The sequence below is a fragment of the Desulfobulbaceae bacterium genome, assembly GCA_013792005.1.
In the GTDB taxonomy this organism is placed as follows: Bacteria; Desulfobacterota; Desulfobulbia; order Desulfobulbales; family VMSU01; genus VMSU01.
In genome coordinates, this window is record VMSU01000049.1 from 19,496 (window position 1) to 40,572 (window position 21,077).

Genomic DNA, 21,077 nt, shown 5'->3' on the forward strand with positions numbered 1-21,077 from the left:
AGGGACGTTGATTGCTACAGCGTTTCCCATCGGGGCAGGGTCTCTCCGCCAAAGGTTATGACCCTGTCCCGGCCTTAAATTTCCTGCTTCTCATGCCATGTAATTTCTTTATCTCCCCCCGTCACCTCCCTACTTTTAGTACCGCCACTCTGTTTAAACCCTATGCCTCTGACAGTAGATGAGAGAAGAGGACGTTGTTTCTTTCTGCATTTCCATTCGCCTTATCCGTTTGCTATTGAAGGAGAATCCTGGCAAGCGATCACCGGATACCCCATCTGCTTCGCAGCCTCGCTTACCTGCTTAGCCATCCCGTGACTTTTTGCGAGATTATCAAGTATAGCTCGCAGCCCCCTTTCGCGCATCTGGGGCACCCTGCAATCGCTTACAGTTCCAAGGTGGAGCGCAGTTTCTAGTCGCTGCCCCGTGATCACTTACGAATCCTGACCTACCCGGCGCAGGGCACTCAGGTCAGTGAAAAAACGATGGTGAGTTCTAAGGGTATCTCTTCATTGAAGGTCGGGGCGGGTGGCTTGGCAAAAGGCGAGGCTGCCAATACCGCCTTCTGTGCCGCTTGGTCGAGGGTCTCATATCCCGAAGACTGGGCGATCTCGACATTGCGCACCTCTCCTTCCTGGCTAATCACAAATCGGATGCCGACCCGGCCTTCTATCTGACGGCGTCTGGCCATTATGGGGTAATTTTTATGGCTTTCAATGCGGCCTCTCACCATGGTCAGGTACTGCTGCCGGATATCGATATGACCAGCGGAGACTGAGGAGGCATTACCTAGCGTACCATCGCTCGGTTTACCAGTCCCTGTTGAGGCGGAGGTTTGAACAGTGCCCATCGGTGGGCTGGGTGATGTATCTGCTACCTGTGAACTTGATTCGCTGGAAATATCTGCCACGCCCTGGGCCGACTGAATCTTGGCGACAGGCTGGAGCTCTGGCTCAACAACCTTTTGGATGGCCGTCGGCACAGGCTTCTTGGGGGGGGATAGTGCAACGGCAGTGATTTGCTTTTCAACTGGGGGTACTGGCACTTCCAGTGGTGGGGGGGCAGTGATTACGTCTGGTTCTGAAGGTGCTGCGGGGAGAGGTTCTTCGGCGATGATCGGAGGAAGTTCCGACGGTGATGATGCCAGGATAAAAAAATCGATGGCACGGGGCGGTAATGGTACCGGTAAATTAGCCACGCTCATGAGTGAGGTCAGCATCAAACCATGAAGCATGAGCGACAAGCCTAGGCCGTTTATGATTCTGGTCATGATTTTTTCTCCGTTTGCAGACTGGCCTTGATAAAGCCCAAACCCTTCACGGTATCCATCACCTCGACAAAACTCTGCAGGGCTACGTTGCGGTCAGCCCGGATCAGGACTGGCGTCTCTCTGGTGAGCTGACTTAGTGCCGCGCCAAGGCCTCCAATATCAATGGGTTTCGCTTCAAAAAAAACGACCCCCTTGCTGTCGATTTCGATGGTGATTGATTTCAGTGGCTCGACGGCAAAGTTCATGGCCTTAGGAAGTTCCACCGGGATTGCGCCGACGGCTATAAAGGTCGAAGTTGTCAACACGATGGTAAGGAGCACGAGCATGACATCGACTAAGGGAATAACGTTGATGCTGGTAAAGCCTTTGTCATCCATGCTTGATCTCCCACTTAAGAAGGAGCACCTTTGCTTGCCGTAACAGCAAGTTGTAGATGATCACCGCCGGGATGGCCACCAAGAGGCCTACTGCTGTGACTTTGAGGGCAAGGGCCAAGCCGATCATGATCTTGCTGGTGTCCATGAATCCGCTTTTGCCCATGTTATAAAAGGTGAGCATGATGCCGAGTACTGTGCCCAAAAGGCCGATATACGGGGCATTGATGCCAATACTGGCAATGAGATGCAGCTTGGCGAAAAGATCGAGTTCCAGATTCCTCCGATCCGAATACTGAGCAAAGGATATCCTTTTGAAGAACAAGAACCGTTCGATGCCGATAGCCACCGCTGCGATACTCATCATCACCAATAACCCGATGATACCGTAGTCAATCGTTTCTTTTAGCCATTCCATGAGCACAACCTCCTTTTAAGCTGAATAACACCCAAATGACACGGGTCACCATATAGTGTAACTAGAAATAGTATTAGGTGCTCTTAATAAAGATTAAAACAGCAACAGTCAAGATAAAATAAAACTAAAATAATAATCGTGCTACCATTGAATGAAAAATATTTCCTCCCGTCACCGATTCAGGGGGGATGTCCTGGCACGCAGAAAACTTAGAGCTGTCGGCCATCTGACCCAGCCCATCAGGCGAGACGAACTGCTTAATCTGCTTTCCCAAGGGATCAAACTGCCAGAGGGAACGGACACGGTATTAACCAGACATCATGCCGAAGTAGGACGGAAAGATCGGCCGGTTCGAATTCTGGTGGCTGAAGATCATCCGGTGAACAGGAAGCTTGCTTGGACATCAGGGTTTGAAAAAAGCCGGAAAAAGTCAGTGTTGTCCGGTTAAGGACTTGCAGGTAAATTTCTTGGCGGAGTATTATCGTTCAAGCCAGAAACATATGGGCCACAATCCGCTTCACGGGTTTCGTTGAGGATCTTGCTTCGCAATTGACGTACCCTTTTAATGTTTACCGATTCTCCGTGCTCTTCGTGGCAGTAAATGGCCAGAAGCAGATAGGTGATAAGGCCAGCAAGAATTTGAATCTTGAGGCCATGCTCACTGCGGGAGATTAAATGGTAGCCGCGCAGGTGGCGTTTCCACCATGCGAAAAACTTTTCAATATCCCAGCGTAGCTTATATATTTGGGATATTTGCTCAGCTGTCAGGTCGAATCGGTCAGTGGCAATCCAATATTCCTTGCCATCAACTCGATAGCCAACAAGACGCAGTGGTTTCTCGGTCTGATTAATGCCCGATTGGCCTAGTTGAACCATGGCATCGTAAAAGATGAAGCTGTTCACTGGCTGCTGGAAATTCTCCAGGCAGGTTGTGATGGTGTGTTGCCTTTGATCCTGCAGACGAAGTGCTTTCCCTCTGCCTGCCAGAGATCAAAATCTTTGTGGCTCTGATGCCCTCGATCCATGATACCGGGTTCGCCAGGCTTCAGGATTTTGGAGACAAAGGGACGCTCGCCACCGTTGCCGTCGGTGAGAAATATTCTTTTGGAAGCGAACGGTTAACATCGAAACCGATGTGGATTTTTGCTTTTTTTGATCCGCCACGATAGGAGGCCTATTCCATTGAAAGCACAGAGTCGATGAGCGAGCCATCAATAGCAACCAGTTGGCCAAGCTCAGCGTATTGTTGCGGTAATATTTGAGCCACGGTTTTTTGAAGTTCCTGAAGACGAAAAGGAACTGTTCAAGCCCTCGTTCTCTCATGGCTTCAAAGAAGGCGCTTTTGCTAATTCCACCAGGCGGAGCTATGACGCTTCTGGCGAAATCGTCATCCTGCAAAACCTGGATGAGATGGCGACCGGAGGTATGCTCTTCCAAGTGGAAAAAGATGAATGCATTAAGTTGGTGTTCGAATTCCATTTATAGTGGCCTGTTGCATCGTGAGACAAGGCGAGGAGCACTAAACAAGATATTGTTTAGTGGTTGACAAAGGTTTCTGAAGGAAACGGTTGAGTAGCTTTTTCTGACTGGCATCGATCGTAGCATTTTTCATAACTCCATAGAATGGTTAGTAATTATGAAATTTCGCCAACCGTTTTTTGCCTCCTTATCAAGACATTTTTCTTATTTTTGATAAATATTTCAGATTGTTATAATGCAATTCTCTAACCGGACAACACTGCATTGTCTCCCCTGCCCCCAATCCGCTGCATATAAACCTTAGGCGACATAGTGATGGAACGAGGAGTGGGGCCAATCCGCAGGCGATGTCGCCAAGCCGTGTTTCACAGAATTGTAATGAATACATTCGAGATGATTAGCGAAATCCTTTTGCGCCATGAGCACAAAAAAAGGGAAGGTACCTGGTTAATTCGAAAAAAATGAATTAATAGTGTTTTCAGGCATACGGGGTACCCTGGTGCGACAGTTATATGAGGTTTGACAAATTTTTCACCATCAAGGATGACGACACACAATGACTTTCTACTGTAAAAATTTCGATATCAACGCCGACCGCTGCACCAAAATCAAAGGTGAATGCATCCCCGGGCGTCGTGGCTGCGTTCTTGAGGGAAAGGTAAAACTGAGCGAGGAACTGCAAAAAAAAGTGGCCGCTTTAAGTGAGACCATCGACAAACCGGAGGGCCAATAACACGGCGCTCTCTCTAAGACCATCGGTCCCTCTTCCCATCTGCCCCCACTTGACACGAGATTCATCACCAAAAAACCTTTGAGGCGCCATCTCTATGGATATTACGATAATAGAATCTCTTACCGACAACTATATCTTTGCCTCATTAAACACCAAAACCAACGAGGCTTTTTGTGTTGATCCCGGAGAAGCAAAACCTCTCCTTTCCTGGCTAAGCGCCCATTCAGCAAAACTCTCGCATATCTTGTGTACCCATCACCATCTAGACCACACAGCCGGAATTCGCGCCCTCGTGCAGCGCTTCCCAGAAGTCGAAGTGATCGGCGCAAGCGATTCAGGACGTATTCCAAATCAAAACCGGGTGGTTAAGCCAGGTGAAAAATTCATCCTTTTTGGTCAAGAATGTAAAGTACTTGATGTTCATGCACATACCCGTGCTCATATCGCATATCATTTTCCAGCCAGTTATGATCTTTTTTCCGGAGACACTATTTTTGCCGGCACCTGCGGGGCTATCTTTGAAGGGACGCTCACCGACATGCTCAGTGCGCTCAAAAAAATTAGATCCTTGCCGGCGGAAACAAAAATTTGGTGTGCGCATGAGTATAGCCTAATGTACCTTACCAACGCCTCACGGGTTGAACCGTGGAATGAGGAGACCAAGACCCGATTACAGATCATCCATAACCTTCGGCAGCAGCAGAGGCCAACAGTTCCTCTTTTATTATCTGACGAAATCCTCACCAACATTTACCTCCATTGGGATCATCCTCACTGGAGACAAAAACACCGCACCACTACCGACATGGAACTATTTAAAATAATAGCCGAAATTGACAGCTAAAACCAATTGTCCATGAAGAATACGATGAACCATTTCCAGTTCGTTCACTCAGAAGAACAAGTAGCCGCCGTCGTACGCCTCGCCCACGAAATTTGGCAGGAACATTACGTCCCCATCATCGGTCAAAAACAAGTTGACTACATGGTAGCGAAATTTCAAAGCGCGCATTCAATTATTGCGCAACTCAGCGACACATATGAGTATTACCTTGTTTCTCATCAAGGACAAGACCTTGGCTATGTAGCCATCGTTCCAGACAGAACCGGACCAACCCTGATGTTAAGCAAGATCTATATCTTGAAGTCAGCGCGCGGCCTTGGCCTAGAAAAACAGACCTTATATTTTGTGGAAGACTTATATTTTCAGCGGGGAATCAATCAGATATGGTTGTCAGTTAACAAGTACGGTCTCGACGCGATTGCTTGGTACGCACGGATGGGGTTCAGAAATGCAGGGCCGACCCGTCAGGGCATCGGCGAAGGTTTTGTCATGGACGACTTCCGGCTGGTTAAGACGATCACCATACCGGTATCGGTTCGTGATGCGCCGTAACCCGCACCCCTCTAGTTAACCAACACAACAAGGAGTCCAATCATGAGCACGCATAGACTGATATGTTTCATCGCCATAGTGGTATTTGGGGTAGGGAATGCCGGAGCAAAAGAGGTGCTCCTCGAAGCGGGAGAAACATACCGCCAGGGAGACCTCACCGTCACCTGCGGGCAATCATCGTCAACAGGTCTCCCCATGATCCTTAACGACTGCCAGCACTGGGACGATTTTAATGCCAAGTGCCTGTTTGAAAAAAAGACCCATATGTATAGAGATCTCGAATGCGTTGAAGAGTGCCAGTTCTGGGATAAGTTCAACAACACCTGCCTTTACCAGACAAAATGCACCTTCTACCCACCCCAGCAATCCTTTGTACGAACCACCTGCGAAAAGTTTGACGATTTCAACAATACCTGCATGAAAACAAAGGATACGAAAATCGGCCGCTGAGACCGATAAAATCAAGGTAACAGTTCACCAAGGGTACCAAAACTACAGGTAACCCCGGAACTGTAAACGTTCACAGTGCTGCAGATACATGAAAGAGGCCTGTACGCTATACATATGGTAGGCGAACCAGGCCGATGACAAAGCAGATGCGGTGCTGCTGAACGTTTACAAAACAAGGAAGAACCTACGAATGATATCAGACATTTATACCATCTTCGTCGAGGAATCGGCAGGTATTGATTTTGCCTGCCGGTCGGGATGCTCCACCTGCTGTACCAGGAGTGTCAATCTGACCACCGCCGAAGGGCGGTTGATTGTCGATTTTCTGCACAAGACCGGCAAAGGCCTGCCGGACCTGCCCAGAGACCAGGTGTTACTGCGTCCTACCCTGACCGGTAATGGACTGGCCAGCCTCTATCTCTCCGGCAAAGAGTTTGAACCGGAGGCAGAGGCGCCCTGGTTGTTTGAGCCTTGCTTTTTCCTTCAAGACAACCTCTGCACCATCTACCCCGTACGTCCTTTTGCCTGCCGGAGCTTCAATTCCACGGTCATATGCGCCCAATCGGAGGTAGCCGAGGCGCCGGATTGGCTCATTACTCTGGCCATTGTGACCAACCAACTCCTGGAAGACCTGGATCGCGGCGGATGGTGGGGCAACTTAGCCGATGTCCTCTCCTTTCTCGACGCCACAAACGAGGAAACCGCAAGTATGGCAGCCCAGGAACGTTTGCTCCCGACCCAACCCTTACCCGGACTCCTGGTTGTGCCGCAGGAACGCCCCCTGATCAACCGATTCCTCGTCAAGGTCCGGGAGCGAACCGGCTATACCCCGGCATCTCTCAGCGTTACCGGTACAGACACCTTGAGCTAACAGGCACCACGTAGCAAACGATTACCGCCACCAGGCCCCGTTAAACCAAGAAAGGGGAGGCTTTCGCCTCCCCTTTCTTGGTACTTGAAACCGATCGCTGCAATTACAGCGTGAACAACAGATCGCTATAGGTCGGCACCGGCCAAAGATCGGCAGGGGTGATGGCTTCAAGGGCATCGATATCGGCACGCAGTTTGGACATGACAACTGCCACCTTATCGCGATAAGCCGCAGCCTGCTTGTCAACCTTATCAATGGCCTTGGCCTTGTTGGTCTCATCCTCAAGCTTCACCACGTTTTTTGCGGCTGACTCAAGTAGTGCCCCGGCCTGGGCCAGGAGATCCTTCTGCACAGAAGAGTATTTCCCGGTCACATTGATCGAATTGCCCAATTCGGTCATAAAAGTAATTACCGACGGGATATACAACCGCTTGACCATTTGAATAGAAGTTTGAGCTTCGATATTGATTTGCTTGGCGTACTGCTCGACATAAATGTCATAACGGGAGTGCAACTCCTCTTTGCTCAATACCTTATACGCCCCAAACATTTTTATAGCCTTGGGGGTAATAAAGGCCTTAAAGGCATCGATTGCGGTCTTGACATTGGGCAATTTGCGCTTCTCTGCTTCGCTCGCCCAGTCCTCTGAATAGTTATTGCCGTTAAATACGATTCGACCATGCTTCTCAAGGGTCTCCTTAAGAAAAGCCACAATCTCGGCATTAACATCCTTGGCCTTCTCCAAGCGGGTAGCGATTTCATCCAAGGCCTCGGCGGCAATGGTATTGAGCGCAACATTGGGTCCAGCTATGGACTGAGACGAACCGACCATCCGAAATTCAAACTTATTGCCGGTAAAAGCAAAGGGCGAGGTCCGGTTACGGTCAGTGTTGTCCTTCGGCAACTCCGGCAAGGAATCAACACCGATATTAAGGGACTTACAGATTCCGCCTTTGCAGTTTTTTTCTCCCTTAGCGACCCTATCAAAAACGTCATAAAGTTCATCACCCAAAAAGACAGAGATGATGGCAGGGGGAGCCTCGTTGGCGCCCAACCGATGATCATTTCCCGCACTCCCGCAGGTGCCGCGAAGGATGTCAGCATGAGTATCCACCGCCCTAAGCATGGCACAGACAAAGACCAAGAACTGAGCGTTATCAGCCGGAGTACTTCCTGGCTCAAGAAGATTAATGCCATCATCAGTGCTCAATGACCAGTTATTGTGCTTACCAGAACCATTGACTCCAGCAAAGGGCTTCTCATGAAGCAGGCAGACCATGCCATGGCGGAGGGCCATCTTCTGCATAGTCTCCATGACCAACTGATTGTGGTCGGTGGCGATATTGGTGGTTGCAAATACCGGAGCCATTTCAAACTGGCCAGGGGCAACCTCATTGTGCTTGGTTTTTGAGGCGATCCCCATTTTCCACAGCTCTATATCCAGATCCTTAATATAGGCTGAAACCCGATCCTTGATGGCGCCGAAGTACTGGTCTTCCAGCTCCTGACCCTTCGGAGCAGGAGCGCCGAATAAAGTCCGACCACAAGAAAGCAGATCCAAGCGCTCAGCGAGAAGATCCTGATCAATAAGAAAATACTCCTGCTCAGCCCCAACCGTTGAAGTTACCCTGACGGACGTGGTGTTACCCATGGCCTGCAGTACACGCAATGCCTGCTTGGAAACTGCCTCCATGGCACGAAGCAGGGGAGTTTTTTTATCTAGGGCTTGACCCGTGTAGGAACAAAAAGCCGTGGGGATGCACAAAGTGACATCGCCAACTTCGTCCTCCTTGAGGAAGGCCGGTGAAGTACAGTCCCAGGCGGTATATCCCCGGGCTTCAAAAGTAGCGCGCAGTCCTCCACTGGGAAAAGATGAGGCATCCGGCTCGCCCTGGATAAGCTGCTTGCCAGAGAACTCCATGATCACACCACCATCGCTGGTCGGCGAAATAAAAGAATCATGCTTCTCGGCGGTGATGCCGGTCAGCGGCTGAAACCAATGGGTATAGTGGGAGGCACCCTTTTCAATCGCCCAATCCTTCATGGCATTGGCTACCACCGCAGCCACCTCGGGCTGCAGGGAAGTTCCCATATCTATAGTCTGACGCAACGCCTTATAGGTCTCTTTTGGCAGGCGTTCCTTCATTGCCCTGAAATTAAAGACATTGCTCCCAAATAAAGTTGGAAGCGACTGAGCCATCATATCGTTATTTTTACATCCGCACTTACCCATCTAAGTATTCTCCTCGTTTTTTGGTTCCTGAGCACAGCACACTTTTCCACAATGAACATTGATGGCGTCGCAAAAAATCCGATCTACTGCGTTGCGTAGAGGTTTTACTCATTCGGCATACCATATGTACGTCCTCACTCGCAAAACGCACCCCGCACCTTGTATATCGGCCCTCTTTCTTAGCCATCGGCTATCTTTTTGCGAGACTGTCAACATTAGCAAATGTGATCTTTTTATCACATTATCGTGCATCGCGAAAGAAAATATTTACAACGCCGTAATAAATATCGCCACACAAGCGGTGCTGTTCCTCTTTGAGCGACACCCTGTCACGACCTGTGTTCAGACAAAAAGCGGGCTGACCGGAAGAAATCCCGCCATACAGTTACCGCTTTTCATAACAAATAATTACGGCATACACTTGTAAACACTGAACGATCGCTCTCCATTAATAACTTCAGAAGCGACCGTCAGAGTATCTCCCCCCATCTCGGCCGCGCTGTTTCGGCCAAGGGTCATCAACTCGCGCGCCACCTTTCCTTCATCACGCTTAAGATCGCCGACAAAGGTGTCTCTCACTGAGACCTTTGTCTGGCCGATACTTTTACATCCCTGCACTTCAGATGTTGCCACCACCCGCACATTATCTCCGTTGTGGCTCAATTTAACCCAGGTGCAGCTACTCACTGCCAAGAGGATTACAGCTGATACAGTTGTTAATTTCCACATAACGACTCTCTCCTTAAAAAAATTTCCCGTATCTTCCACACAGGACATGATCGTTTCTGTCCGGGAGATAAAGACACCTATACTTGATGGCGTCGCAAAAAATCCGATCTACTGCGTTGCGTGGCGGTTTTGCTCGTTCGGCATACCATATGTATGGCCTCACTCACAGAACACACCCCGCGCCTTGTATATCGAACCTTTTGCTTAGCCATCCCCAGACTTTTTGCGAGATTGTCATACTTGCCATAGCAACATGTCAAAACAACATCTCTAAAAACCGGTGGTGAAAGTGCGACAAATTCGCATTGCACTCACCACAGAAAAACTTGATCTCTCCCAAAACCTGAGATTCGTCACCATCCTGAGTAAAACTACAATCGGTATTTTGTAAGTACTGGGTAGTAATCACCACCCCATCGGCAACTTCAAAAAAATCGGTATCGTTGCCACACTCAGGGCAGACAATCCGAAGAGATGTCGTCTGGTTCATAAGTCTTCTTTCTTCACTTGGACACATCGCACGGATCTGTATCGAGTTACACATCCCGTGCTGGGTAGGTGCCAATATTGTAAGGTTTATAGTATCTCTCCCGCTGCAGGCGGCAGAAGAGCGCCAATCTAAGACCGAGTCTAAGTCTTGTCAATATCTGACCATAAACCCGGACTCCTCAGGGTTCACCTTGGCCGAAGCCGTGTCAACCCCGGTGACCTGAGACAGAGGAGACCCCTGGCGCAGCCAGTTCACCATAAGCGCAACCTCCTCGGCGTCCCCCTGGAACTCGGTCTCCACCGTGCCATCCTCTCGATTCCGCACCCAGCCGCTCAAACCAAACCGGCCTGCCTCTTTCACTGTATAATCTCGAAATAATACCCCTTGCACCCGGCCTCTTACGATAGCCTGGATTCGAACCATGGCCATGAATCATACCTCCTCTATCTTGGTCTCTACCGACGACACCTGGAGCATGCCCAAAAACTCTTTCTCCTCGACAATCCGCAGACCTAACTCTGCGGCCTTTTTTCGCTTGCTGCCCGAGCCCTCCCCGCACACCACATGAGTGACCTTTTTACCCACCGAAGAGACCACTTGAGCTCCCAGGGCCTTCACTCGGCTCTTGGCCTCATCCCTGGAAAAAGTGACCAAAGTGCCGGTAAAGACAAAAACCGCTCCGGTCAAGGCAGCTGGTTCCTGGGTGTCAACATGAAGAATTAAACCGTATCCCTGTAATCGATTCAACATGGCATCAACACGAGGATCGATAAAGTACTGAACCAGACTCTTGGCAGACTGCTCCCCCACCCCCTCAATATCGAGCAGATCCTCAAGCCGCGCGCCCCTAATCGCTGCCAACGAACCAAAACGGCTGGCCAACACGTGTGCGGTCACTTCTCCCACAAAACGAATTCCCAATGCCGATAAAAATCGAGACAACCCCACGAGCAGGCTGGCATTAATGGCCGAAACTGCCTTCTCTGCCGATTTTTCCGCCCAACCCTCCAATTGAACCAAATCTGCGGCAGTCAGCGCATAGAGATCTGGAATGTCACGCACCAAGCCATGCTCATACAGTTGCTCAACCGCTTTCCCACCCAGGCCATCAATATCAAGTCCAGCCTTGCCCACATAGTGCCTCAGCGCTCTGACTCGCTGGGCAGGACACAGTGTGCTTGGACATCGAGCAACGGCCTCCCCGGGCAATCGCACCAACTCATGATCACAGCTCGGACATTGCAAAGGCATCTCAATTGCCCGTTCATTGCCTGTGCGCTGCTCCGCAATCGACCTGACAACTTCTGGGATCACATCGCCGGCCCGCTGAACCAGGACCATATCCCCCAGGCGAAGATCCTTGCGGCGGATCTCTCCCTCATTGTGCAAGGTGGCGCGACTGACCACCACCCCGCCCACATGGACCGGTTCAAGTATGGCGATGGGCGTTACCGCACCGGTGCGGCCTACTGCAAATTCGATATCTTGGAGACGGGTTGTTACCTGGGTGGCCTCGAACTTCCAGGCAATCGCCCAACGAGGAGAACGTGCCTTATTGCCCAGACGTTGTTGCAAGTTGAAAGAATCGACTTTAACCACCATCCCGTCAATATCATAGGGCAAATTTTGGCGCAAAGAGGCGAGAGATTCAAATGAGGTCACCACCGCAGCGATTCCCGGGCAGGAAATTCGGTGAGGATTGATCTTGAAACCCAAGGAGCGAAGGTAGTCCAACAATTCAGATTGCCCCAGACATGGTGTTTGGGTGGGATCTGCTACCCCGTAACAAAAAAAATCAAGGGGACGAGACGAAGCAATCTGAGGGTTCAATTGGCGCAAAGATCCGGCAGCAGCATTTCGGGGGTTGGCAAAAAGGGATTCTCCAGCGGCTTGACGCTGAGCATTCAAGGCCTCGAACCCGGCAATCGGCAAAAAAACCTCACCCCTCACCTCGAGCAGCGCTGGCGGAGAAGCTGCCCGCAACCGAAGAGGAATAGAAGGAATAGTTTTGAGATTTAAGGTTATATCCTCTCCAACCTCACCATCCCCCCGGGTGGAACCAATCACCAACACGCCATCCTGATAGACTAACTCAACTGCCAAGCCGTCAAGCTTAGGTTCGGCCACATAGATCAATGGCTCGGAACTTTTCAAATACCGCAGAATACGCTCTTCAAAAGCAGCCACATCTGCGGCGTTAAAGGCGTTTTCAAGGCTAAGCATAGGTATCCGGTGAGGGACCTGCTGGAATTGAGCAAGAGGAGGGGCGCCCACCCGTTGACTGGGCGAGTCAGGGGTGATCAGATCGGGATACTGTTCCTCAATGCTTAAAAGGTCCTGAAAATAGGCATCATACTCACTATCTGCGATTTCAGGATCATCAAGGACATAATATTGATAGGCATGGTAGTTAAGCTGTTGCCTTAATAACGCCAACCGCTGGCGGGCTAGCTCTTTCGCTGTTGCAGACATGTAGGCTATATCATGAGGGAACAACACCCGTGAAGAGAAGACGAATATCCCTCAACGACGCTCAGACAACAATGCCCCGCCAGACGAGATATTTTCGTGGGGAACTTCATCGATAAAAATAAGAATAGAGCTTTTTGGTTTTCCAGCTGCCTTGGCAATAACCTCCGTCACCCCGCTGCAAATCTCTTCTTTTTGCTTTTTATCAAGTGTCCCGGCCACTCGAATACTAACATACGGCATAACAGCCTCCCTTCTTTAGAGTTATTGTGCTCAGGTTGACGAGTGAAAGGTTCATGAGCAATCTTGAACCATCGAACAAGAGATAAATTCTCAGGGAGAGATCAACCCTCGACAGGGCTCATTGACCAATAACTGTCAACTGCAGTCCCTCACTCTGAGTTATATATGATTGCTATTTTGTGACTATCCACCTTCTGACCCAGAAAGATGCCGAAGCCCAGAACCGTAAATGTTCAGCAGTGCCGCAGATGCTGGGCATCGGCCTTCGATGTGTGCTTTTCGCACATGAGCAGGCCGATAACAACGCAGATGTGGCACTACTGGACAGTTACGCTATTTTTTTGGTTCGTCGAAACGTGCCCCGGTCAAAGTGGCATCACTTAAGACCTCACCACCCAGGATAGCCCCGCGGAAATCGGCATCTGACAGATCTGCTCCACTAAAATCGGCAAGATACAAATCAGCCCCGTTAAAAATCGCGCCCTTCAGATTGGCGCCTCGAAAAATCGCCCCCTTGAGGTCTGCCTCCTTAAAATTACCGTCAGCCAGTTGAGCCCCTGTAAAATTAGCCCGCGCCAAGTTCAAACCCTTCATGGACACATTGTTCAGCAGAGCCCCGGAAAAATTGCATTCGATGCAAAACCCCGATTTTTTCGCCTGCTTGACCAAATCCTCCACCTGCTGTGTTGGCTCAGTCACCGTTGCTGCTTCAGTTACAGTAATTTCCGGAGCTGCGGCCAGGGCAGCAACGGGATTCTGGACAGCCGACGCTTCATCAGGGGGAGGATCAAGTTGAGCAGGACCAGCAGCCCCCTCTTCAGAAGCCATTGGCGGCGTCTCCGCCACCAATGAAGCCTCTCCTGCAGCAGGCGCCGCAGTCTCGCTTGCAAGAGGAAGCCCACTGCTCTCTGATGATTTTTCTGGCAACACTTCTTTTTCTTCTGCTACCACCTGAGAAAGCTGATGTGCAGCTGCCCCGGCCAGAAGCGTTTTAGTGTCCCCGTCCAGCTTTGACTCAGCAAGATACGCCCCGTCAAACCGGGCGCCATCAACCTTCGCGCCACTCAAATCGGCCTGGAAAAGATCTGCCGCATCGAACACCGCTCCAGAGAGCGTGGCCAGGGAAAGGTCCGCCCCTGCCAAATCGGCCATCCGCAAAGAGGCCTTGGTCAAATCTGCTCCCTTGAGATTTGCTCCAACCAATTTGGCTTTAGCCAAATCCTTTCCAACCAATAGGGCTCCGCTCAGATCACACGCCGGACACTCATTTGTTGTTAACAGCCGGTCCAAATCACCTTGAATAAAGGCTATTGCCGTTCCTGGCACAAAAAATCCCCCGGCTATTATCCACAAAACTAACAAACGTTGCATATCCTGTATCGACCCAAAGTTCGTATTAATATCGATAGTACTCTGGCTTAAACGGCCCGGAGACGTCCACTCCAAGGTACTCAGCCTGCTCCTTGGTCAAGGTGGTCAATTTAACGCCAATCTTGGCAAGATGCAGCCGAGCCACCTTTTCATCAAGTATCTTGGGCAAAAAATAGACCTTATTTTCATACTGAGCATGATTCTGCCACAGCTCAACTTGCGCCATGACCTGATTGGTAAACGAGTTGCTCATTACAAAACTGGGGTGCCCCGTGGCACAGCCAAGATTAACCAACCGGCCCTCGGCAAGCACGATCAACCGCTTCCCATCGGGAAATATAACATGATCAACCTGGGGCTTAATATTTTCCCACGTCAGATTACGGATGGAAGCGATATCGATTTCGCTATCAAAATGACCGATATTACAGACAATCGCCTCATCCGGCATCATATCCATGTGCGACCGGGTGATAACCCGAACATTACCGGTACAGGTAACAAAGATATTGCCGCACGGCGCAGCCTCCTCCATGGTCACCACCCGGTATCCCTCCATGGCGGCCTGCAGGGCACAGATCGGATCTATTTCACAGACCAGCACCGAAGCGCCCATTCCGCGAAGAGCTGCAGCGCACCCCTTGCCCACATCACCATATCCCACAACCACCGTGACCTTGCCGGCCACCATAACATCGGTCGCGCGTTTGATTCCGTCAATAAGGGACTCACGGCACCCATACAGATTATCAAACTTTGACTTGGTTACTGAATCGTTGACATTGAAGGACGGGGCCTTCAATGTGCCAGCGCGCATCATCTCGTTTAAGCGCATCACCCCGGTTGTTGTCTCTTCACTGATTCCCTTAACGTTCTTCATCAACTCGGGGTAATCTTCATGCATCATCTTGGTGAGATCACCGCCATCGTCAAGGATCATATTGGGACACCATCCATCAGGACCCTCAATAGTCTGCTTGATGCACCAATTAAATTCATCCTCATTTTCACCCTTCCAGGCGAAGGTAGGAATCCCAGCAGCCACCATGGCCGCGGCCGCATGGTCCTGGGTTGAAAAAATATTACATGAAGACCAGCGCAACTCGGCTCCCAGGTCCACCAGTGTCTCCATCAACACCGCCGTCTGGATGGTCATGTGCAGGCATCCGGCAATTCTAGCGCCTGCCAGAGGCTTCTTTCCGGCATACTCTTCCCGGGTTGCCATCAGACCTGGCATCTCTTTTTCGGCAATCGCAACTTCCTTGCGGCCCCATCCCGCCAATCCCATATCAGCAACTTTATAGTCGCCGTTCTTTAAAACTGTCATGATTTTTCCCTTGATTAATTATCGTAAATTAAAGACCGGCATCCTGTTTCAGGATTGCCGCCTTATCGGTCCGCTCCCAGGTGAATTCGACGCGTTCTCGGCCGAAATGCCCATACGCGGCAGTCTTCTTATAGATCGGTCGCAACAGGTCAAGATGCTGAATGATCGCCTTGGGTCTAAGATCGAAGTGACGCAGGATTAAGGCCTTAATCTGCTGATCGTCAATCTTACCAGAACCAAAGCTGTTAACATTAATTGATACTGGATTCGAGATACCGATGGCATACGCGATCTGTACTTCCACCTCGTCAGCCAGCCCGGCGGCAACTATGTTCTTGGCGACATAACGCCCCATATAAGCGGATGACCGATCAACCTTAGATGGATCTTTGCCTGAAAAGGCTCCGCCGCCATGAGAGCCTCGCCCACCATAAGTATCAACGATGATCTTACGACCGGTTACTCCGCAATCCCCCACCGGACCGCCAATGACGAAACGCCCGGTCGGATTGATGAAGTATTTGGTGTTACTGTCCAGCATCTCTGCCGGCAAGATCGGTTTAATGATCTCCTCCATGATCCCCTCTTTGAGATCTTCATAATCCACTTCCGGAGAGTGCTGGGAAGAGAGAACCACGGCCTCGATCCTCTTAGGGGTTCGACCATCATACTCGATGGTGACCTGGCTCTTGGCATCCGGCCTCAGCCAGGGCAGACGCCCTGCTTTTCGGACCTCAGACTGACGTTTCATCAACCGATGCGCCAGATAAATTGTCATGGGCATGAGAACTTCTGTTTCGTTTGAGGCATAGCCAAACATCAACCCCTGATCACCAGCCCCCTGGTCCAGATCCAGACCACGACCCTCGTCAACTCCTTGGGCAATATCAGGCGATTGCTTATCGATGCTGGTAAGAACCGCGCAGGACCGATAGTCAAAGCCCATGTCAGAGGAGTTATAACCAATCTCCTTGATGGTGTCCCGGACGATCTGAGGCATATCAACCCAGGCCGAAGTAGTAATTTCGCCAGCAATTAATGCCATACCAGTGGTCACCATGGTCTCGCATGCAACACGAGCCTTAATGTCCTGCGTAAGAATACTGTCCAAAATAGCATCAGAAATCTGATCGGCAACCTTATCCGGGTGCCCCTCTGAAACCGATTCTGAGGTAAAAAGATAATTCGGCATGATTCCTCCGTGTAAAATATTAAATAAAATCCATCAGTTAATATTAATTATAGTTTCTTTAAAGTAAACAGGCCGAGCATCAGGCCTGAACAAACTCACGATCTTTGACCGCAGCCACCAATGCGCCGTTAGTCGATGCAGAAATACCAAGACGCTCTGCCAAGCGGACAATTTCTCCATTAATGGCATCCACCTCCGTATGCCGGCCTGCCCGGATATCCTGAAGCATGGATGAAACATTGGCCCTTGTGTCCCGACAAACGACAAGGACTCGTTCCTCAGGATTATCAAAAACTGCGATGCCAAGGGCTGAGGCGACCAGAACCGCTTCATGCACTGCCGCTTTCATGGTGACCAAGGCCTGGGGGCGAGACAGCAACTCACCGTTAGTACAATCTTCAACTACGGTGAGAGCGTTTATCCCAACGTTGATAATCAACTTATTCCACGCCGCAGCCAGAATATCGTCCACAACCTCAGTATCAATTCCAGCCCGGGTCAACAGTTCTGCCACCTTATTGAGCCGTGACCCGACCTCCACCGCAACTGGTGAAAGAGATCCCAGGAAGGTCGGCCCGTCTCCCCCGTGCCTAACAACCCCCTCTCCCAACAGATGCGCACCTTGAGCCGTAACTCCTAATGCCCAGTTGACAGCTAAGTTCGATAGCTCGCGATGATGAGCAATTCCATTTTGCATGGCTATGAGCAATCCATCCCGGGCGAGAGCTGGAGCAAGAGAGCGGGCGGCTCCCGCCGCTGAATCAGATTTAACACATAGCAACGCCAACTCCACCGGAGCGGCCTGAGCAGGATCAGCTATGGTCGGTACCGGCACAACTGTAGCCTGACCATTTCGATCATAGAGTGTAATCCCGTGGGCTTCAATTCTCCGAGCACGCTCCGAACGATGATCCACCAGCCAGACCTGATGCCCAGCCCGGGCTAATGTAGCGCTAAAAAAACATCCCAGCGCTCCTGGACCAACCACGCAGATTTTCACTCTTTACTCCCGATGAGGGAATTTGTTCAACTTCTTACAACAGATCACACTAAACGCGAATACTCCCCTACCAGAAGCAAGGGAGTATTCATCGTCACACACAACAGGGGAGGTCCAATCAACTGCCAACTTATTTGGTTACTTTGGCATCCTCAATAATAACATCATACTTATACCCTGAACCAAAATCTTTGGCGGCGGCGGCTGGACCTTCCACCGTTACGATATCGCCTTTTTCAGCAGTCTCCATGGTGGTCACAACCAGGTCATGGGTATTCTTGTTAGGATCACCGGTTCCATCCTGGATATGAATCCAATTCTTGCCCATGATATTTTTGGAAACCTTAACAACCTGCCCCTTAACCGCGACATTTTTTTTATCAAGGGTCGCCGCCTTTTCATACAAGTCAGCAACAGACTGTCCATCAGGGCCAGCCGCTTTTTCCACCTTCAGGTCAGAAAAAGCAACGATGTTGCCAACGCTACCTCCTGACGCATCAGCACCTCCACTCTTCACGGCATCGCCAAAGCTCTCTGCCGCGCCACCTGCCGCGACCTCTTGTCCATCGCCCCTGGAAACCCCTGTGGCAAAAATAATCTTTTCAAAGGTCTTATTAAGGGTCTTGCTACTGAAATTCTCCATCACCGAGCCACCTTGAAGAGTAATCTCCTCTCCGATTGTCAACTCAGTCTTGGGGGCAGCCGCCCACACTTCCGTGCCTGAACCATCATCAAGACGAATATACGTGTAGCCGCTTGCATCCATGACTTCAGCCACTTTGCCCTTCACAACTGCTGGCGCAGCGGCATCGGCGGCGGCAGGAGCTGCCTCTGGAGTTGCTACCGCAGTCTGGCCAGCTGGGGCCTCCACAGTGGTGGCTGCCTTCTCTTTCCCCTTGTCCGAGGATTGTTGATTATCGCCACAAGCGGTCAAAGCAAGTGTTAATGCAAAGCAGGTCAAACAACTATAAATCTTCTTCATCACACATCTCCTTTACAGTAAAATAAAAGCGTACATTAAAATAGCCATCAAACAACAACAGCGGGACACATTCGACCTTCATTACCTATCATCAGATGAACCAGCAGAGAGAGGCTGATCCGCAGGAGGGATCGACTCGTGCCCCGGCTCAACTGGAACAGTCGGCAAATCTCCGGAAACCGCCTCCTGAACAGCAAACACAGACTGAGCCATAGGGACAGCGACCACTGTCTCCTGTTTACCCTCGGACACCTCTGCAGATTGCTGATTATCGCTGCAAGCGGGCAAGTACATCATCAATACGGCCAAGATCAAACCATAATACAGCCTATTCATGCTCATTCTCCACCCAAGCTAACCCCAAGAACCTAATATGCCGCCAAGACCCCTTTCGTCACCAAAAACCGCACAAAATATACGCAAAATAGTTTTCTATACCACTATTTCTTGATAAAGGCAAAGGTCAACTTTTTGTTTTTAATACCGACACGACACACGCCACCCTTGCCAAGACTACCAAACAAAATCTCCTCTGCCAAAACATCACCAATCTCTTTCATAATCAGCCTCCGCAACGGTCTGGCTCCGCAATCGGGATCGTACCCTTGATTCGCCAGCCATAACCGCGCCGCATCCGATAAAGTGATGGTAATTTTCTTATCAAGAAGCTGGTCCTGCAACTCTCCAATTAATTTATCGACAATTTTTTCAATCACTCCCCCTGCCAAGGGCTGGAAACTGATAATCCCGTCCAGACGGTTGCGAAATTCCGGCGCAAACAAATCCTGCAGCGCCTTTTGATCACGACCAGCCTTTGATCCCGTAAATCCAATGGCTTGCCCAGCCATCTCTCGTGCCCCGGCGTTAGAGGTCATGATCAGAATAACATTTCGGAAATCTGCCCTCCGTCCGGCATTATCGGTAAGGGTGGCGTTATCCATGACTTGCAGCAGAATACTAAACACATCAGGATGAGCTTTTTCAATCTCATCAAGCAATAACACACAATAGGGGTGCTTGCGGATGGCATCGGTGAGCAACCCGCCTTGATCAAAACCGACATAGCCAGGAGGTGCGCCGATCAAACGAGCAACCGCGTGCTTTTCCATATACTCACTCATATCGATGCGCTCAAAATGAACTGTCAGCGTCGCCGCCAACTGACGACCGACCTCGGTTTTACCAACCCCGGTCGGTCCCGTAAAAACAAAGGCGGCAGTCGGTCGCCTCGGATCATTCAATCCAGCCCGGGAACGCTTGACAGCCGTCACCATTGCCTCAATAGCCTGGTCCTGACCAAATATTTTTCCCTTAAGCGCGCTGTCCAGATTCTTCAAGGCCTCCTGATCGGACACTGATGCGGTCAGCGCCGGAATGTTGGCCATTTTAGACACCACCATTTCAATGTCCCGACCGGTAATCAATCGGCGCCGACGCGTGCCCTTTCCCTCTAAACGGTAAATCGCTCCTACTTCATCAACCACATCAATGGCCTTGTCCGGGAGAAACCGTTCATTGATATATCGCTTGGCCAACTCTGCGGCAGCCTGCAAGGCCGGTTCACTGTATTTGACCCCATGATGCTCTTCATAGCGAGACTTAAGCCCCTTCAGGATAGCAATGGTTTCCACCACCGACGGTTCTTCGATATCGACCTTCTGAAAACGCCGGGACAAAGCTCTATCCTTTTCAATATAGTGTTTGTACTCCTCATAGGTAGTCGAGCCGATGCAGCGCAAAGAGCCATCCTGGAGTGAAGGTTTCAGCAGATTTGACGCGTCCATGCTGCCGCCGCTGGTGGCTCCCGCGCCGACAATGGTATGAATCTCATCAATAAACAAAATGATATTCCCCGCTGCCTTGACCTCCTTGAGCACCCCCTTCAACCGCTCCTCAAAATCTCCCCGATATTTGGTGCCAGACAGCAATGAACCCATGTCCAGGAGCCGGACGATCACATCCTTGAGCAAACCCGGAACCTTGCCTTGATAAATGTGCAGCGCCAATCCCTCAGCGATAGCGGTCTTACCAACCCCTGGCTCGCCCACCAGCA

General features: G+C 50.4%; 22 protein-coding genes. 5 read left to right on the plus strand and 17 right to left on the minus strand.

Going from position 1 to position 21,077, the window contains the following annotated elements:
• Positions 1-463: 463 nt before the first annotated feature.
• Genes FP815_02875 through exbB form a run of 3 tightly spaced genes read right to left on the minus strand, consistent with a single transcriptional unit; the run spans position 464 to position 2,059 of the window.
• On the minus strand, positions 464-1,267 hold the full coding sequence (locus tag FP815_02875) for an energy transducer TonB (protein MBA3013878.1): 804 nt from the start codon (positions 1,265-1,267) through the stop codon (positions 464-466).
• Entirely contained in the window at positions 1,264-1,644 is a 381-nt protein-coding gene (locus FP815_02880) for a biopolymer transporter ExbD (GenBank protein MBA3013879.1), read from the minus strand. The genes FP815_02875 and FP815_02880 overlap by 4 nt, the downstream gene beginning before the upstream one ends.
• Positions 1,637-2,059, minus strand: a complete 423-nt coding sequence (exbB, locus tag FP815_02885) for a TonB-system energizer ExbB (protein MBA3013880.1) — start codon at positions 2,057-2,059, stop codon at positions 1,637-1,639. The genes FP815_02880 and exbB overlap by 8 nt, the downstream gene beginning before the upstream one ends.
• Positions 2,060-2,210: 151 nt before the next feature.
• On the opposite strand from exbB, the gene FP815_02890 reads away from it, so the two are divergent.
• Positions 2,211-2,507 carry a hypothetical protein gene (locus FP815_02890; protein ID MBA3013881.1) on the plus strand — a complete coding sequence of 99 codons (297 nt, stop codon included), beginning with the start codon at positions 2,211-2,213 and terminating at the stop codon, positions 2,505-2,507.
• Here FP815_02890 and FP815_02895 read toward each other — a convergent pair.
• Positions 2,504-2,962 (minus strand): transposase, encoded by a 459-nt coding sequence (locus FP815_02895; protein ID MBA3013882.1) that lies wholly within the window; start codon positions 2,960-2,962, stop codon positions 2,504-2,506. The genes FP815_02890 and FP815_02895 overlap by 4 nt on opposite strands.
• 1,403 nt (positions 2,963-4,365) lie before the next feature.
• Between FP815_02895 and gloB the strand changes: the two genes are divergently transcribed.
• The 4 genes from gloB (at position 4,366) to FP815_02915 (ending at position 6,988) form a co-directional block, all read left to right on the plus strand.
• Positions 4,366-5,115 carry a hydroxyacylglutathione hydrolase gene (gloB, locus tag FP815_02900; GenBank protein MBA3013883.1) on the plus strand — a complete coding sequence of 250 codons (750 nt, stop codon included), beginning with the start codon at positions 4,366-4,368 and terminating at the stop codon, positions 5,113-5,115.
• 12 nt (positions 5,116-5,127) lie between these two features.
• Positions 5,128-5,667: a GNAT family N-acetyltransferase gene (locus FP815_02905; GenBank protein ID MBA3013884.1), complete on the plus strand. Its 540-nt coding sequence runs from the start codon at positions 5,128-5,130 to the stop codon at positions 5,665-5,667.
• A gap of 42 nt (positions 5,668-5,709) precedes the next feature.
• Positions 5,710-6,117 carry a hypothetical protein gene (locus FP815_02910; GenBank protein ID MBA3013885.1) on the plus strand — a complete coding sequence of 136 codons (408 nt, stop codon included), beginning with the start codon at positions 5,710-5,712 and terminating at the stop codon, positions 6,115-6,117.
• A 190-nt stretch (positions 6,118-6,307) separates the two neighbouring features.
• Complete coding sequence (locus FP815_02915; protein ID MBA3013886.1) at positions 6,308-6,988, plus strand: YkgJ family cysteine cluster protein; 681 nt, start codon at positions 6,308-6,310, stop codon at positions 6,986-6,988.
• Between the two features lie 103 nt (positions 6,989-7,091).
• Here FP815_02915 and FP815_02920 read toward each other — a convergent pair whose 3' ends face one another.
• The 13 genes from FP815_02920 to FP815_02980 form a co-directional block, all read right to left on the minus strand.
• The gene (locus FP815_02920; GenBank protein ID MBA3013887.1) at positions 7,092-9,188 is read right to left on the minus strand and encodes a glutamine synthetase type III; all 2,097 of its coding nucleotides are present in this window, start codon (positions 9,186-9,188) and stop codon (positions 7,092-7,094) included.
• 441 nt (positions 9,189-9,629) lie between these two features.
• Positions 9,630-9,998, minus strand: coding sequence for a DUF4156 domain-containing protein (locus FP815_02925; protein MBA3013888.1), 369 nt, complete (start codon positions 9,996-9,998; stop codon positions 9,630-9,632).
• A gap of 208 nt (positions 9,999-10,206) precedes the next feature.
• Positions 10,207-10,467 (minus strand): hypothetical protein, encoded by a 261-nt coding sequence (locus FP815_02930; protein ID MBA3013889.1) that lies wholly within the window; start codon positions 10,465-10,467, stop codon positions 10,207-10,209.
• 123 nt (positions 10,468-10,590) lie between these two features.
• Positions 10,591-10,869 carry an acylphosphatase gene (locus tag FP815_02935; GenBank protein MBA3013890.1) on the minus strand — a complete coding sequence of 93 codons (279 nt, stop codon included), beginning with the start codon at positions 10,867-10,869 and terminating at the stop codon, positions 10,591-10,593.
• Positions 10,870-10,872: 3 nt separating this feature from the next.
• Positions 10,873-12,912 carry an NAD-dependent DNA ligase LigA gene (gene ligA / locus FP815_02940; protein ID MBA3013891.1) on the minus strand — a complete coding sequence of 680 codons (2,040 nt, stop codon included), beginning with the start codon at positions 12,910-12,912 and terminating at the stop codon, positions 10,873-10,875.
• A 51-nt stretch (positions 12,913-12,963) separates the two neighbouring features.
• On the minus strand, positions 12,964-13,152 hold the full coding sequence (locus FP815_02945) for a 4-oxalocrotonate tautomerase family protein (protein ID MBA3013892.1): 189 nt from the start codon (positions 13,150-13,152) through the stop codon (positions 12,964-12,966).
• 333 nt (positions 13,153-13,485) lie between these two features.
• Positions 13,486-14,523, minus strand: coding sequence for a hypothetical protein (locus FP815_02950; protein ID MBA3013893.1), 1,038 nt, complete (start codon positions 14,521-14,523; stop codon positions 13,486-13,488).
• Positions 14,524-14,548: 25 nt separating this feature from the next.
• Complete coding sequence (locus tag FP815_02955; GenBank protein ID MBA3013894.1) at positions 14,549-15,850, minus strand: adenosylhomocysteinase; 1,302 nt, start codon at positions 15,848-15,850, stop codon at positions 14,549-14,551.
• 28 nt (positions 15,851-15,878) lie between these two features.
• Complete coding sequence (locus tag FP815_02960; GenBank protein ID MBA3013895.1) at positions 15,879-17,042, minus strand: methionine adenosyltransferase; 1,164 nt, start codon at positions 17,040-17,042, stop codon at positions 15,879-15,881.
• A gap of 79 nt (positions 17,043-17,121) precedes the next feature.
• On the minus strand, positions 17,122-18,042 hold the full coding sequence (locus FP815_02965) for a 2-dehydropantoate 2-reductase (GenBank protein MBA3013896.1): 921 nt from the start codon (positions 18,040-18,042) through the stop codon (positions 17,122-17,124).
• A gap of 130 nt (positions 18,043-18,172) precedes the next feature.
• Positions 18,173-19,024, minus strand: coding sequence for a DNA-binding protein (locus FP815_02970; GenBank protein MBA3013897.1), 852 nt, complete (start codon positions 19,022-19,024; stop codon positions 18,173-18,175).
• Between the two features lie 81 nt (positions 19,025-19,105).
• Complete coding sequence (locus FP815_02975; protein MBA3013898.1) at positions 19,106-19,360, minus strand: hypothetical protein; 255 nt, start codon at positions 19,358-19,360, stop codon at positions 19,106-19,108.
• Positions 19,361-19,464: 104 nt separating this feature from the next.
• A partial coding sequence (locus tag FP815_02980) for an AAA family ATPase (protein ID MBA3013899.1) occupies positions 19,465-21,077 on the minus strand: 1,613 nt, incomplete at its 5' end.

Bases quoted from the DNA above. Each gene is read 5' to 3' on its own strand.
- FP815_02875 (MBA3013878.1), bottom strand. From the start codon at position 1,267: ATGACCAGAATCATAAACGGCCTAGGCTTGTCGCTCATGCTTCATGGT.
- FP815_02880 (MBA3013879.1), bottom strand. From the start codon at position 1,644: ATGGATGACAAAGGCTTTACCAGCATCAACGTTATTCCCTTAGTCGAT.
- exbB (MBA3013880.1), bottom strand. From the start codon at position 2,059: ATGGAATGGCTAAAAGAAACGATTGACTACGGTATCATCGGGTTATTG.
- FP815_02890 (MBA3013881.1), top strand. From the start codon at position 2,211: ATGAAAAATATTTCCTCCCGTCACCGATTCAGGGGGGATGTCCTGGCA.
- gloB (MBA3013883.1), top strand. From the start codon at position 4,366: ATGGATATTACGATAATAGAATCTCTTACCGACAACTATATCTTTGCC.
- FP815_02905 (MBA3013884.1), top strand. From the start codon at position 5,128: ATGAAGAATACGATGAACCATTTCCAGTTCGTTCACTCAGAAGAACAA.
- FP815_02910 (MBA3013885.1), top strand. From the start codon at position 5,710: ATGAGCACGCATAGACTGATATGTTTCATCGCCATAGTGGTATTTGGG.
- FP815_02915 (MBA3013886.1), top strand. From the start codon at position 6,308: ATGATATCAGACATTTATACCATCTTCGTCGAGGAATCGGCAGGTATT.
- FP815_02920 (MBA3013887.1), bottom strand. From the start codon at position 9,188: ATGGCTCAGTCGCTTCCAACTTTATTTGGGAGCAATGTCTTTAATTTC.
- FP815_02925 (MBA3013888.1), bottom strand. From the start codon at position 9,998: ATGTCCTGTGTGGAAGATACGGGAAATTTTTTTAAGGAGAGAGTCGTT.
- FP815_02930 (MBA3013889.1), bottom strand. From the start codon at position 10,467: ATGTGTCCAAGTGAAGAAAGAAGACTTATGAACCAGACGACATCTCTT.
- FP815_02935 (MBA3013890.1), bottom strand. From the start codon at position 10,869: ATGGCCATGGTTCGAATCCAGGCTATCGTAAGAGGCCGGGTGCAAGGG.
- ligA (MBA3013891.1), bottom strand. From the start codon at position 12,912: ATGTCTGCAACAGCGAAAGAGCTAGCCCGCCAGCGGTTGGCGTTATTA.
- FP815_02945 (MBA3013892.1), bottom strand. From the start codon at position 13,152: ATGCCGTATGTTAGTATTCGAGTGGCCGGGACACTTGATAAAAAGCAA.
- FP815_02950 (MBA3013893.1), bottom strand. From the start codon at position 14,523: ATGCAACGTTTGTTAGTTTTGTGGATAATAGCCGGGGGATTTTTTGTG.
- FP815_02955 (MBA3013894.1), bottom strand. From the start codon at position 15,850: ATGACAGTTTTAAAGAACGGCGACTATAAAGTTGCTGATATGGGATTG.
- FP815_02960 (MBA3013895.1), bottom strand. From the start codon at position 17,042: ATGCCGAATTATCTTTTTACCTCAGAATCGGTTTCAGAGGGGCACCCG.
- FP815_02970 (MBA3013897.1), bottom strand. From the start codon at position 19,024: ATGAAGAAGATTTATAGTTGTTTGACCTGCTTTGCATTAACACTTGCT.
- FP815_02975 (MBA3013898.1), bottom strand. From the start codon at position 19,360: ATGAATAGGCTGTATTATGGTTTGATCTTGGCCGTATTGATGATGTAC.